Below are 12,981 nucleotides of genomic sequence, written 5' to 3' on the forward strand. Positions count from 1 at the left end.
CCACTTTCGCCTTGAACTCCGGACTGTGCCGCCGTCTCACTCCTCCCATCTTGCTCGCTCCTTTCTTGACTTCCTGCCCTCGAATTTTAACTTAACCCTCTGTCCAGATTCTGGGGAGCATTATACTATACTCCGGATTGGGGCCCCGTTCAAGCTCCGCCGACCTTGCGCCGGTTTACGGAGAAATGGAGGGGTTCCCAGGCGCTTCAGCGGCTGCCTTCTGTCTGGAAAGCGCTTGCAAGACATTGCAATAAAATGGTTTGAAAATGATGCTTTCTGAATCCCGAAGGGATTAAAGAAATTAGCCGGCGGGTGTTCCCCCGGCAGGGGGTATTCCCGCCGGGAGACGGCGGGTTTTGTTCCCCTCGCGCCCCGGCGGGGCGCCGGAGAGCGTTTACCGGTAAAGGGAAACCGTGACTCCGTCAAGCCCTCGGCACCGCAGGGGCCCAATGTCGGTAGAGAGGACAAGGGGCAGAAATGGCCGGAGCCCCGCCAGGGGCGAGAGGTCGGTAACCGGGACAAGCCGCAGCCGAAATCGGCCCCGCAGGGACCCGATGCCGGTCGTCCAGGCAGCCGGGCAGAATCATGGCGCCCCTGGCGCGGCTGGGGGCGGCTGGTTTCGGGCTTTGCTACCGTCATCGCGCCCCTGGCGGGGCTGGGGGCGGCTGATTCCGGGGTTTTCTACCGACATGCTGTCGATCCCGGCTGCGTCTTCCCCGCGCCTCTGCGTCTCCGTGAGAGAGCCTTCCGGAGTGTCTCTCGCCAAGGCACAGAGGCACGGAGAAGAGTCGGCTCAGATCATCGTGAATCGACCCGACGCCATCCCCGGTCTCCGGTCTTCTTTCCCCTGCCCTCTTTGTTCGTGTGGTTCGTGTGGTTCGTGGTTGATACAGGCTTTTAGCGGTTTAGGCTGAAGGGGATTAGCATCCGGCCCGGTGAATCGCGGCTGCCTTGAACATCCTGCACCGGCCCCGGAATCCCGTTCGTGTTTTCCGTGTATCTCGGGGTTCCTTTTCCGGTTTCTCCGGGTTGGGGGAAGACGGAGGAGGACGATCGGCGACCCTGACAGGCAGAAGACCCGCCTTTCCATCGAGAGGGGGCCACCGCTTCGCCGGGTCAGGCCACCCCCCGGCGCATGGCCACGCACATGGAGATCAGCAGCAGGGCCGAGGTGACCGCCGTGACCAGCCAAAGACCCCGGTTAAGGCGGTACATGGGCAGGCCCATCAGCAGGATCGAACCGAAGAAGAGCACGAGGAAGGGGACGAGGATCCCCGGTCGCGCCGGGGAGCGGAACGGGATCGGCCGAAGGTAGTCCACCATCGCCATGAAAACGGTGAACAGGATGAACGCGGCCGGGCCGGCCCGGTGCAGCCACCCCGCCCCGGCGAGCCCGAAGGCGACCAGGGCCGCACCGGCCGGCACCGCCAGGGCCATGACCCCCCAACCCAGGACGTGGTTGACGTCCATTTTCCCGGTGAAGACCCGGGAGAGGAAGCCCGTCGCCTGCAGCAGGTTGACGGCGTTCACCACGCCCCAGACCACCAGGTTCGCCCAGTAGGGCGCTGCGTCCGCGACCGTCGGCATGCGGCTCCTCCTCCCCCCGCGCGGGGCCTTCGGCGATCCTGCGCCCCGTCGGACCAAGCCCGGGGCGGCAAACCCGATGCTACCACGACAACTTCACCGGCGAACCCGAAGACAAGCGGGAAGGGACGTCATATCGGGGCCGGACCTTGCGAATCTCCCCGTCGGTCGGGGGGGGGGGGGTGAAATCCACCCGGCAGGCCTGACCGCCTATTCCCGAAGTTTCAGCGAGCGGAAGCTGACCAGTTTCTTCCGCTGTTCGTCGTACAGGTTCAGGCTCAGCGACTTCAGGCTTCCGCGCAGCGTCAGGGGCGCCACGTCCCGGAGCTGCGGGGTCTGTTCGCAGCAGGCCTGCAGCCGGTAGTTCGGGATCCGGGGCAGGGCGTGGTGGATGTGGTGGAACCCGATGTTCCCCGTGAACCACTGGAGCACCCGGGGGAGGCGGTAGAAAGAACTCCCCTGCAGGGCCGCCTTCAACGGGTCCCACGCCGCGTGGCGGGACCAGTAGACCCCCTCGAACTGGTGCTGGACGTAGAAGAGCCACATGCCCAGGGCCCCGGCCAGGACCATGATCGGGATCTGGACGAGGAGGAAGGTCCCGAGGCCGATGGTGAAGGCCGCGATCCCCAGGATCGCCGCGAGGGCGAGGTTGGTGAAGGCCACGCTGAGGCGTTCGCGCTTTTCGCCCGGGGACGGCGGGAACCGCTGGGCGACCAGGAAGAAGAAGGCCTGGCCGACGCTGACGAGAAAGAAGGGGGTTCGCAGGACCCGGTACCCGAGCCGCTTCAGCCCCGGCGCCGCCCGGTACTCCTCCACGGTCAGGGTCGAGATGTCGCCGAGGCCCCGGCGGTCCAGGTCCGCGCAGGTGTTGTGGTGGACGAGGTGGTTGTGTCGCCAGTGGTGATAGGGCGTGAAGGTCAGGATGCCGGTCACGTAGCCCAGGGCCGTGTTCGCCCCCCGGGAAGCGAAGAAGGAGCCGTGGGTGCAGTCGTGGAAGAGGATGAAGATGCGCACCAGGAGGAAGGCCGCCACCACCATCGTCGCGGCGATCACCACCGGGTGGGCCTTCCGCTGGACCAGCCAGACCAGCGCCGCCCAGCAGGCAAGGTAGGGGATCAGCGTGTCGGCGATCTGCAGGAGGGCCTTTCGCCGGTCCGGCCCGGCGAAGGGGGCGATCCGCTTTCGCAGGGACTGGAGGGTCGGGTCGTTCGGCGGGTTGAGTGTTTCCATTGTTTACCCACGGGTTGGCGGTACCGAATGCAATCGCGATGGCCTCGCAACAGTCGGAAATCGAAGGGGAAAGGGGTGTTAAGACCTTTGTTTGAGCCATCGCCCGGAAGGCGATGGCACTTTTTCGACCGCAGCAATTGTAGCCTTCAAACGACAAGAAAACAAGCGGGGATGCCCGGCTGCGCCGGGGGCCGGTCAGAAGCGGTGGCAGGAGGGGAGCCCGTTCTTCTCGAAGTAGCGCTGGTGATACTCCTCCGCCCGCCAGAACGGCCCCGCGGGGGTGACCCGGGTGACCACGGGCGAGCGGAAGCGCCGCGACGACGCCAGTTCCCCCAGCACCTCCCGGGCAACGCGCTCCTGCTCCGGGGTGTGGACGAAGATCTCCGAGCGGTACTGCGTCCCGACGTCCGGGCCCTGGCGGTTGAGGGTCGTGGGGTCGTGCAGGCGGAAGAAGAACTCCACCAGTTGACGGTAGGACACCCGGGCGGGGTCGAAGGTCACCTGCGCCACCTCGGCGTGGCCGGTCCGGCCGGTGCAGACCTCCCGGTAGCCGGGGTTCGCCATCGTGCCCCCCATGTAGCCGACGGCGACGTCCGTCACCCCGGGGACGGTCCGGAAGGCCGACTCCACCCCCCAGAAGCACCCGGCCCCGAACGTGGCGGTCTCCTCCCGCGGGGCGGGCGCCGGGGACGGCGGGGTGTCGGGGAGGCCGAAGAGGGGGGCGTAACGCCCGTACCCCTGCGCCGACAACTCCGCCGCCGGGACGAAGCGCAGCGAGGCGGAGTTGATGCAGTAGCGCAGGCCCGTGGGCTCCGGGCCGTCGTCGAAGACGTGCCCCAGGTGCGAGTCGCTGCGGGCGGACCGGACCTCCACCCGCCGCATGCCCAGGCTCAGGTCCTCGAGCAGGGCGACGTTCCCCTTTTCGAGCGGCTGGGTGAAGCTCGGCCAACCGGTGCCCGAGTCGAACTTGTCCCGGGAGGCGAAGAGGGGGTCGCCCGAGAGGGCGTCCACGTAGATCCCGGGGTCGTGGTTGTCCCAGTACGCGTTGGCGAAGGGCCGCTCGGTGCCGTTGCGCTTCATCACGCGGTACTGTTCGGGGGTCAGGATCCGGCGCAGTTCGGCGTCGTCGGTGGGGAGCCCGCAGGCGGGGCCCTTCCCGTCGGCGGGGCGCGCGCAGCTGTTGTTTTTCGGGTCTTTGGGGTCGGACATGGCGTGAAAACCTCCGTTTCCGGTGGTGGGCGTGCCGCAGAGGGAGAACAGCAGGAGGACCGTCACCACCGGCAGCAGCGGCGGGAAGGCGGTGGAAGGTCGGGACTGGTCGAACATGCGTCACCTCCGTCGCGTTTTGGATGCGGCCGCGGGGGCGAAGGCTTCAGCCGAAGAATCCAGAATCCAGAATCCAGAATTCAGAAGACAGGCAGGAGGGGGAGACGGCCGTGAGGCGGTGGGAGGCGGGAGACGGGGGAAAGGAGAGGGCGGCTGGCCTGCGAACCGTGATGGGAGACGCCGCTTCTCCGTGCCTCCGTGCCTCCGTGAGAGAAATTCCGGAAGGTCTTTCCCGCAGGCGAGGCGACCCGTGAAGGCGAACTTTCGTGCTCCTAGGCCGCATCCCCGGCGATCCGGTTTTCTTCGCGGTCTTCGCGCCTTTGCGAGATCCCGATCCGGATCGGCTCTCGCCAGGGCGCCAGGCTCGCAAAGGAAGACGGCCTTGGCCGCAAGTCCTCGAAGTGGGTCGCGACGGGGGTGTCGCGTTGTCCCGCGGCCTTCAGGCGCGTGCAGCACCCCTTTTGCCTATCCGCGCAAGCTGAAGCTTGCGCCACCTCTTCAGGGCGCGTCATCCGGATTCGCCGGGTCGAACCGAACCCGGGAGGGCCCTCCCGCGTATACCCCGCGCGAGGAGGAGGCATGATCGAGGACCCAGCCGTCATCCGGGAGTGCCGGAACGGCAGCCGGGAAGCCTGGACCGAACTGATGGAGCGCCACGGGGCCCCGCTCTTCTCCTTCTGCCTCCGCCTGGCCCGGAACCGCGACGAGGCGGACGATCTTTTCCAGGACACCTGGGTGAAGACCGTGGCGGCCATCGGCACCTTCGACGAGACCCGCCGCTTCGCCCCCTGGCTCTTCACCCTCTGCATCAACCGGCACCGGGACCTGTGCCGGCGGCGGCAGCGATGGTGGAAACGCGTCCGGGGGTTCGTCACCCGCTCCGGGGAGGACGGGGAGGACGAAGTGTCCCGGCTGCCCGCGCCGGTGGAGAATGGGGAGGAGCGGCTGATGCGGTCGGAGGAGGAAAGCGCCATGCGGCGGTGCGTGGATGCGCTGGGCGAGGCGGTTCGGACCACGGTCCTCCTCTTCTACTTCGGCGGGTTCGAAATCGTCGAGATCGCCGGGATGCTGGGGGTCCCGGAGGGCACCGTGAAGTCCCGGCTGGCCGCCGGCCGGGCGAAGATCAAGGCGATGTGGGAGGATGGGCGATGAAACGAGCGGACTGGGAAGCGGCCCTTTCGGCGTATGTCACCCGGGTGGAGCCCCCGGGCCCGGCCCTGCTGGTACGGACCCGCCGGGCGATGCATTCCCGCCGGCCATCCCGGGTGACGGCCGCCGCCCTGGGGGCCTGCGTGGCACTGAACGCGCTGTTTTCCCTGGGGGTCCTGCTGGCCATCTGGGGCTCCGGGGCCGGCCTGCTGGGCTCCGCCCTGCTCTTCAGCCTCTGGCTGGCCATTTCCCAGGGCGTCATGGGCCTGCTCTGGGTCTGGCGGAAGGACGTCGGCCGCATCGGGCTGGAGTTCGACCGGATGGTCCGCGGAAACGGTCACGGGTCCGTCGTTTGATGCGGTTGGTGTCAAAGAAGATAAAACAAGGAGGTAGCCATGCATCCCGATTCACCGTTCAAATACGTTTTCTGGGGCCTGTCCATTGTGGTGGGGGCGCTGATCCTGGGGGTCATGACGCTGGTGCTGGTCCCGGACCTGGTCCCGGGCTTGAGGATCAGCGTGGGGCAGAGCATGTCCCGTGCCGAGCGGCCGTTCTTCCTGGGGGCCCTCGCCGTCGCCGGTTTCCTGGCCATCGGCATCCTGGCCACCATCGCCGCCCTCGTGTTCCGGGACGCCCGCAAGCGCGGCCTGGACCCCTGGTGCTGGGCCACGGTGGCCACCTTCGTCCCCAACCTGATCGGGGTCATCATCTACCTCATCGTGCGCTCCAACGTGAAGAAGGTCTGCGTCCAGTGCGGCCGGGGCCTGCAGGGCGACTTCGTGGTCTGCCCCTACTGCGGCCGGGGCCAGCAGGTCCTCTGCCCGGCCTGCCGGACCCCTGTCTCGCCGGGCTGGAAGGTGTGCCCCTTCTGCGCCCGCCCGCTGGAGCCCGCCGAAGGCGCCGCCCCCGCCCCGCCGAACGGCCGATAAGCGCGGCTTGATGCCGCGGGGGGAACGCCCGGCGGTCTGCGGCCTTTGAACCCGCGGCACTCTTTTCGTCCACTCGCGCAAGCTGAAGCTTGCGCCACTGCCTGGGGCGTTCCCGCTCCCGACATTTGTGACGGGCGTCGGGACATCCCGGAAGCGTTCCCCTACAAGTCATTCCAAATCAAGAAAATAAATTTGAGGCTCCAGCAGGGGAGACCCCCGTCTTTCCGACATTTTTCCCGGTTCCCCAACGGATCGACTGCGGATAGACTCGACATCGTGAAGGCTCACCGACACGAAAACCTGAGGCCGGCGCCCGGGGCGTGCGGACCGTGGGAGGAGTTATGATCGCGGGATGGAATGCCATGACCGATCGGTGCGAGGGGGTCGTTTCCGGTGCTGTTCATCGCCTCAGCGGGTTCCCCTGCTCCCCGGCAGGGAAAAACCGGAGAAGTGCCACGAACGGCACGAACCGGGCGGCCCTGCTCCTGCTGGCGATCCTCTCGATCCTCCTGGCCTGCGGTTCAGTGGCCCGTGCGGCCGACTACGCCGCCCGGAAGGCCGAGGCCGAAGGATTCTACGCCGAGAAGTCCTTTGCGGCAGCCCGGGCCGTCTACGCTTCGCTCGACCCCCGGGAGGTCCCGCCGGAGGAGACCCGCTGGGTGGCCTTCCGCCTGGCGGACACCGAGTGGCGGGTCCTCCTGGCGCAGCCTTCCCCGGACTACCCCCGCGTCGACGCGGTCCGCAAGCAGCTCCAGGACCTGGCCGACACGCCCCTCCTGGGGATGGCCGGGGCCGGCGACGCCGAGATGGGCCTCTGGAACCTCCCCGGCTGCGACCCGGTTTCGGCCGAAGCCTGCGAGTCCCTGGGGGACTCCTTCCGGGCCCGACCGTGGAGAGGAAGCCCGTGGTCCTGGTATGGAAGGGCCATGGACGCCTGGGCCGGGGCCACCGAGAACCTGGACACCGCCCGCGAGCGTTTCCGTTGCCTGGTCCGCAAAGTGGCGTCCGACTCCGGCGACTACCCCGGACTGAGCCCGCGGATCGGCCGGGAACAGTTCGACCGGTTCCTCTCCGTCGCCGAGACCCCGGAGGACCGCGCCCTGGCGCACCTCTCCCTGGCCCTGGCTTGCCGGGACGGGGCATCGGCCGACTGGGACCGGGTCCTGCCCGAGTTCGAGGCGACCCTGGCGGTTGGGCCCGCCTTCGCCCGCCGCGACGAGGCCCTCTTCGAGCGCGCCCGGTGGATCGAGGAGCACGGGAAGACCGTCCTCCCCCCAAGCGGCGGCGTGACGTACCTCGTGCCGGACCCCGAGACGGCCGTCAAACTCTACCGGGAGTTCCTGCAGACGTTCCGCGAGGGGGAATCCCGCTTCGTCCCGGAGGCCCGGAAGCGGCTCTCGGCGCTGGAGAGCAAGGTCCTGAAACTCGACGTCTCCAACGTGTTCCTGCCGGGCTCGCTCCCCGAGGCGGCGGTGGAGACCCGCAACGTCGGGCCCGTCACCCTGGCCCTCTACCGGCTGGACCTCCTCTCGGCCGACTTCGAGACCCTCACCGCCTCGCCGGACCTCCACGCCTTCCTGCTCGGGGCGCGGGAGTCCGCCCGGGTCAAGCTCCGGGAGTGGAGCGGGGAGATCGCGTCCCCCGGCCCCTACCGGCTTTCCCGGCAGGCGGTCAGCCTGGAGGACGCCCGGGCGACGGGCGCCTATTTGCTCACCGCCGCGGCCGACGGCCTGGAGGCGAAGGAACTGGTCCTCGTCACCGACCTGGCCCTGGCCGGGCGGACCGCCGACCGCTGCGTGCTTTTCGCCGCCGATGCCCGGACCGGCGAAGCGGCGCCGTCCGCGGAGTTCCGCCTGTGGGCGGTGGAGCGGGAAGGGGTCCGCTGGCGCTGGGCCAGCCGGGCGGGCCGCGCGGACGCCGACGGCCTGGCGTCGTTCGACGGGCCGTTCGGGGCGTCGCTCGCCGTGGCGCGGTGCGGCGACCGCTGCGCCTTCGCGCCCCTCGGCGGGTGGCGGTCGTCCGGCGACGGCGAGGACGAGGACCGGGTCTACGCCTTCACCGACCGCCCCGCCTACCGGCCCGGGGAGACGGTGCACTGGAAGTTCGTCGTCCGGCGGGTGAAGGAAGGCGTAATGCAGCCCCCGCCGTCCGGCCAGAAGCTGAAGTACGTCCTGAAGGACCCCAACGACGGCCCCGTGGCGGAAGGGGAGGCCGTCCTCAACGCCTTCGGGAGCGCCTGGGGTTCGCTGTCCCTCAAGCCCGACGCCCCCCTGGGCGCCTACCGGGTGGCGTTCGAGGAGCCCGAGGACTGGGACCTCGACGAGGACGACTTCAACCTGTTCCGGGTGGAGGAATACCGACTGCCGGAGTTCGCCGTTCGGGTGAGGGTGCCGGAGGCGGGGGGGCGACCGAGGGTCTTCCGCCCCGGCGAAACGGTGTCGGTGGAGGTGGCGGCGAGCTACCTCCACGGCGCTCCCGCCGCCGACGCCGAGGTGGCGGTGACGGTGTACGCCCGTCCCTTCCAGCCGAAGGCGCCGCGGGGTGTCGAGGTCGGCTCCGCGTTCGGCAGGGGCGACGCCGGTCCCGGGAGCGGGCTGCCCGAGCCGCGGACGTTCACCGGCCGCACCGACGCGTCGGGGACGTACCGTTTCACCTTCCCGGCCCCACCCGATCCCGGGGACGTCGAATTCGCGGTGTCCACCCGGGTCACGGACCTGGCCCGCCGGGAAGGGACGGGTGAAGGGGCCGTGCGCGTCTCGAACCGCCCCGGCTGGGTCTTTCCCGAGGCGGAGCGGAAGGTGGCGCGGCCGGGCGAGACGGTCCCCGTCCGCCTGGCGGCGGTGGACGCCAACGGGTCGCCCGTATCGGTTTCGGGCAAGGTCGTCGTAGAGCGGGCCGTCTGGTCCGAGGTGTGGGCCGATCCGGCGGGGAAGCGGTACGCCGGGGAGGCCCTGGAGGCGGCCCGGCGGGCGGGACCGTCCTTCCCGCCCGTCCCGGCCCCCGGTGGCGCGGTCTGGACCCGGGTGGAGGCGGCCTACGCCTTCACCGAGGTCCTCCGCTCCGAGGTCGCCGTCGGGGCCGACGGCCGGGGCGCCTGGTCGTTCACCGCGCCCGCCGCGGGGTTCTACCGCATCCGCTGGGTCGGGATCGACCCCCGGGCCATGCCCGGGTCCGCCGAGGACGCGGTGTGGGTGAGCGACGGGGGCGCCGTCCCCGGTTACCCCGTGTCGTCGGTGCAGGTCCTCCTGGAGCGGAAGGCATACCGGTGGGGCGAGACCGGGCGGGCCCTGGTCCTGGCGCCGGATGCCGTCAAGGCCGCCCTGGCCACCGTGGAGACGGACCGGATCGGCCACGCCGTCGTGGTGAAACCCGGGGCGGGCGGGGTGTTCCTGGAATGGCCGGTCCGGGCGGAGCGGGCGGCCACGGCTGCGGTCAACCTGGCCTGGATCGTCGACGGCCGCGTCGACGCAGCCCAGGCTGACTACACGGTGACGCCGCCCTCCCGGGCCCTGCGGGTGAAGGTCGGCTACCCGAAGGCGGTCTTCCGGCCGGGCGGGAAGGCGACCCTGGACCTCGCCGTCACCGATGCGGAAGGCGCGCCCGCCGTCGCCGAACTGTCCCTGGCGGTGGTGGACGACGCGATTTTCGCCTTCGAGCCGGACGGGGCCGGCGACCCCGCCGAGCGCTTCGACCCGCCCCGGGCGGCCGCCGGGGCGCACGCGCTGCACTCGTTCGGGTGGAAGCCGTACGCCCGGGTGGTCCCGCCGCCGCCCCCGCTGCCGGGGGACCCCGTCTACACCACTGCGGGCGGCTCCCTCGGCCAACTCGTCGGGACCGTCACCGACGCGTCCGGGGTGGTCATCCCCGGCACGTCCGTCTCACTCGTGGGACCGGGCCTGAAGCGGGAGACGGCCTCGGACGACGAGGGGAAGTTCCGTTTCGTCGCCCTGCCGCCCGGCCGTTACGACCTCCGGGCCGACCTGCAGGGGTTCAACTCCGACCGGATCCGGGGGCTCGTGATCCGCCCCGGGGAGATCGCCTCCGTCCGCCTGAGGATGCTCTGCGGGGAGATCAGCGAGGTGGTGAGCGTGTGTTCCCAAGCCCCGCTGTACGATGTCACTTCAACCACCGTCGGGGTGAGCTTGATCGACGGGATCGCCCTTTCCGGGGTCGATGCCCGCAAGGACTTCCGGACCACCGCCTTCTGGGCGCCGGCGGTGGTGACGGGGGCGGACGGCCGCGCGCGGGTCACGGTGACCTTCCCGGAGAAGCTCACCGCCTGGCGGGCGGTGGCCCGGGGCATCACCGTGGACAACCGCTTCGGGATGGACCGGGAGGCCGTGGCGCGCACCCGCAAGCCCCTGGCCGTCCGGCTGCAAGCGCCGCGCTTCCTGGTGGCCGGCGACACCGCCACCGTCTCCGCCCTGGTGGACAACCTCTCCGACGGGCCCCTGGACGTGTCGGCCGCGCTCTTCGCCGACGGGAAGGCCGTCCCCGGCGGTCGTGCCGCGACGGCGGACGGGGAGCGGTTGAGCGTCCCCGCCGGCACCACGATCCGCGTGGATTGGACCGTGTCGGCGCGACGGGCCGGCGAGCTGAAGCTCAAGGCCGCCGCGCTGGCGGGCAGCGACGCCGACGCCGAGGAAAAAGGGGTCCCGGTCTACGAGCATGGTCTCGTGAAGCTGCTGGCGACCTCCGGCACGCTGGGCGCGGAGAGCCTGGAGCTGGCGCTCGACCTCCCCGCCGCCCGGAAGCCGGGGACCACGGTTTTCACGGTCCGGGCCGCGCCCTCCCTGGCCGGCGTCCTGCTGGACGCGCTCCCCTACCTGGTGGACTACCCCTACGGCTGCACCGAGCAGACCCTGAGCCGCTTCCTTCCCGCGGTGGTGGTGGCCCGGGCCCTCAAGGACCTGGGCGTCCCGGAGGAGACGGTCCGCCGGCGGCTGGACGACGTGGCGGCCGGGAGCGCCGGCGCCGCGGACCTGGAAACCCCGCGGACGACGGGCCCGGGAGCGGCCGACCCCGCGCGGGCGGACCACCTCGGGAAGCTCGACGACGTGGTGCGGAAAGGCCTCGAGCGGCTGGCGGACTTCCAGCACGCGGACGGCGGCTGGGGCTGGTGGAAAGACGACGACTCGAACCCGTACCTCAGCGCCTACGCCGTGTGGGGGCTCGCGCTGGCGCGGCAGGCGGGGGCGCCGGTGGACCTCTCCGGGCTCCGCAACGGCCTGGCCTTCGTCGAGCGGAAACTCGTGGAAGCCGGGGAGGATTTCGAACTCCAGGCCTGGATGCTCCACGCTGCGGCCGCCACGCGGGCGGTGCTCGCGGAAGAGGGGCGCCCGGCGAAACCGGGGGCCGCGGCGCCGGCAGCACCGGCGGAGGAAAAGGGCGCAACGAAGCCGGGGGCCGCGACGGGGGCGAATCCCGACGACTTCGCCGCCCGGGCCTTCGAGGATCTGTGGGCGGTGCGCGACCGGCTGAGTTCCTTTTCCCGGGCCCTCCTGCTCCTGGCGGCCCGCGACCTCGACCGCGCCGACCGGGTACCGGTCCTGGCCCGCAACCTCGAAGACGGCGCCCGCCGTGGCGCAAGCTTCAGCTTGCGCGCATCCGACCCCTGCGCCGGTGGTGAAACCGGAGCCGACCCCGCCGCCGGCCAAACCAGGACCGACACCCCAAGCCCCTCGCCCTCCGCCCCCGAAACCGCCAGCTGGGGGAAGCCATCCGGCTACTTCCACTGGTCCGACGGCGCGGTGGAGTCCACCGCCTTCGCCCTGCGCGCCCTCCTGGCCGCCGACCCGAAGCACCCGCTGGCCGCCCCCGCCATGACATGGCTGGTGCGCAACCGCCGCGGCGCCCGCTGGACCAACACCCGCGACACCGCCCTGGCCGTCCTGGGCCTCACGGACTGGCTCCGCGCAACGAAGGAGCTGGCGTCCGAACTGAGTTACGAGGTGCAGGTCAACGGGCGGCCCCTCGCGAAGCGCACGGTGGCCCGGGGTGAGGCGCCTTTCGCGGCGCTGCGGCTGGAAGTCCCGTCCGAGGCGCTCCGGGACGGCCCGAACCGGGTCCGGGTGGTCCGGACCGGCGGGGACGGCCCCCTCTACGTGGGCGCCGAGGCGAGCTTTTTCAGCCTGGAGGAACCGGTGACGCCGGCCGCGAACCACGTGGCGGTGGAACGGCGTTACTACCGCCAGGTCACCCGGAAGACCCTGTTCAAGGGCGACATCAAGGGCTGGGAGCCCCTGGCCGACGGCGCAACCCTCGCCTCCGGCGACCGCGTCCTGGCCGTGATCACGCTCGAGGCGTCCAACGACCTGGAGTTCCTCTGCGTGGAGGACCTCAAGCCCGCCGGGCTGGAAGCCCTGGAGACGAAGAGCGGCGACGGCGCCCGCGCCCTGGAGGTCTCCGCCGACGGGAAGCACTACCGCGGCCGGCAGGAGTACGCCTACCGCGAGCTTCGCGACCGGAAGGTCGCCCTGTTCCTCTCCCGGCTCCCCCAGGGGACCTGGGAGCTTCGCACCACGTACCGGGCGGAGGTGCCGGGGGCGTTCCACGCCCTCCCGGCCGTCGCCCACGCCATGTACGTCCCGGAGATCCGCGGCAACGGCGCCGAGACCCGGCTTTCCGTGACCGATCGGTAGTACCTTCAGAGTATCGTCTTTGTCAATTTGAGCAACGATTTAAAAGAACGCTTTGCTCCCGCCGCCTTCGGGGCGGGTTTGCTCCTGCGAGGCGACGTCTGGTCCCCGGAACGCGGTAGCGG

7 protein-coding genes are annotated in these 12,981 nt (G+C 70.4%); 4 read left to right on the forward strand and 3 right to left on the reverse strand.

Going from position 1 to position 12,981, the window contains the following annotated elements; genetic code table 11:
* Positions 1-1,116: 1,116 nt before the first annotated feature.
* The 3 genes from KA419_18385 to KA419_18395 all read right to left on the reverse strand — a co-directional run bounded on the left by KA419_18385 (position 1,117) and on the right by KA419_18395 (position 4,023).
* A complete protein-coding gene (locus tag KA419_18385) occupies positions 1,117-1,587 on the reverse strand; it encodes a hypothetical protein (GenBank protein ID MBP7867901.1) in 471 nt (156 codons plus the stop codon).
* Between the two features lie 207 nt (positions 1,588-1,794).
* Positions 1,795-2,814, reverse strand: a complete 1,020-nt coding sequence (locus KA419_18390; GenBank protein MBP7867902.1) for a fatty acid desaturase — start codon at positions 2,812-2,814, stop codon at positions 1,795-1,797.
* 195 nt (positions 2,815-3,009) lie between these two features.
* Complete coding sequence (locus KA419_18395) at positions 3,010-4,023, reverse strand: bifunctional methionine sulfoxide reductase B/A protein (GenBank protein MBP7867903.1); 1,014 nt, start codon at positions 4,021-4,023, stop codon at positions 3,010-3,012.
* A gap of 696 nt (positions 4,024-4,719) precedes the next feature.
* On the opposite strand from KA419_18395, the gene KA419_18400 reads away from it, so the two are divergent.
* The 4 genes from KA419_18400 to KA419_18415 all read left to right on the forward strand — a co-directional run bounded on the left by KA419_18400 (position 4,720) and on the right by KA419_18415 (position 12,859).
* Entirely contained in the window at positions 4,720-5,292 is a 573-nt protein-coding gene (locus tag KA419_18400; protein MBP7867904.1) for a sigma-70 family RNA polymerase sigma factor, read from the forward strand.
* Positions 5,289-5,645: a hypothetical protein gene (locus KA419_18405; GenBank protein ID MBP7867905.1), complete on the forward strand. Its 357-nt coding sequence runs from the start codon at positions 5,289-5,291 to the stop codon at positions 5,643-5,645. The genes KA419_18400 and KA419_18405 overlap by 4 nt, the downstream gene beginning before the upstream one ends.
* A 39-nt stretch (positions 5,646-5,684) precedes the next feature.
* Complete coding sequence (locus KA419_18410) at positions 5,685-6,218, forward strand: zinc ribbon domain-containing protein (GenBank protein ID MBP7867906.1); 534 nt, start codon at positions 5,685-5,687, stop codon at positions 6,216-6,218.
* A 362-nt stretch (positions 6,219-6,580) separates the two neighbouring features.
* Complete coding sequence (locus KA419_18415; protein ID MBP7867907.1) at positions 6,581-12,859, forward strand: carboxypeptidase regulatory-like domain-containing protein; 6,279 nt, start codon at positions 6,581-6,583, stop codon at positions 12,857-12,859.
* Positions 12,860-12,981 lie beyond the last annotated feature (122 nt).

The sequence above is a fragment of the Acidobacteriota bacterium genome (assembly GCA_018001935.1).
In the GTDB taxonomy this organism is placed as follows: domain Bacteria; phylum Acidobacteriota; class JAAYUB01; order JAAYUB01; family JAAYUB01; genus JAGNHB01.

Excerpts from the sequence above, each read along its gene's own strand:
- KA419_18385 (MBP7867901.1), bottom strand. The coding sequence starts at position 1,587 with ATGCCGACGGTCGCGGACGCAGCGCCCTACTGGGCGAACCTGGTGGTC.
- KA419_18390 (MBP7867902.1), bottom strand. The coding sequence starts at position 2,814 with ATGGAAACACTCAACCCGCCGAACGACCCGACCCTCCAGTCCCTGCGA.
- KA419_18395 (MBP7867903.1), bottom strand. The coding sequence starts at position 4,023 with ATGTCCGACCCCAAAGACCCGAAAAACAACAGCTGCGCGCGCCCCGCC.
- KA419_18400 (MBP7867904.1), top strand. The coding sequence starts at position 4,720 with ATGATCGAGGACCCAGCCGTCATCCGGGAGTGCCGGAACGGCAGCCGG.
- KA419_18405 (MBP7867905.1), top strand. The coding sequence starts at position 5,289 with ATGAAACGAGCGGACTGGGAAGCGGCCCTTTCGGCGTATGTCACCCGG.
- KA419_18410 (MBP7867906.1), top strand. The coding sequence starts at position 5,685 with ATGCATCCCGATTCACCGTTCAAATACGTTTTCTGGGGCCTGTCCATT.
- KA419_18415 (MBP7867907.1), top strand. The coding sequence starts at position 6,581 with ATGACCGATCGGTGCGAGGGGGTCGTTTCCGGTGCTGTTCATCGCCTC.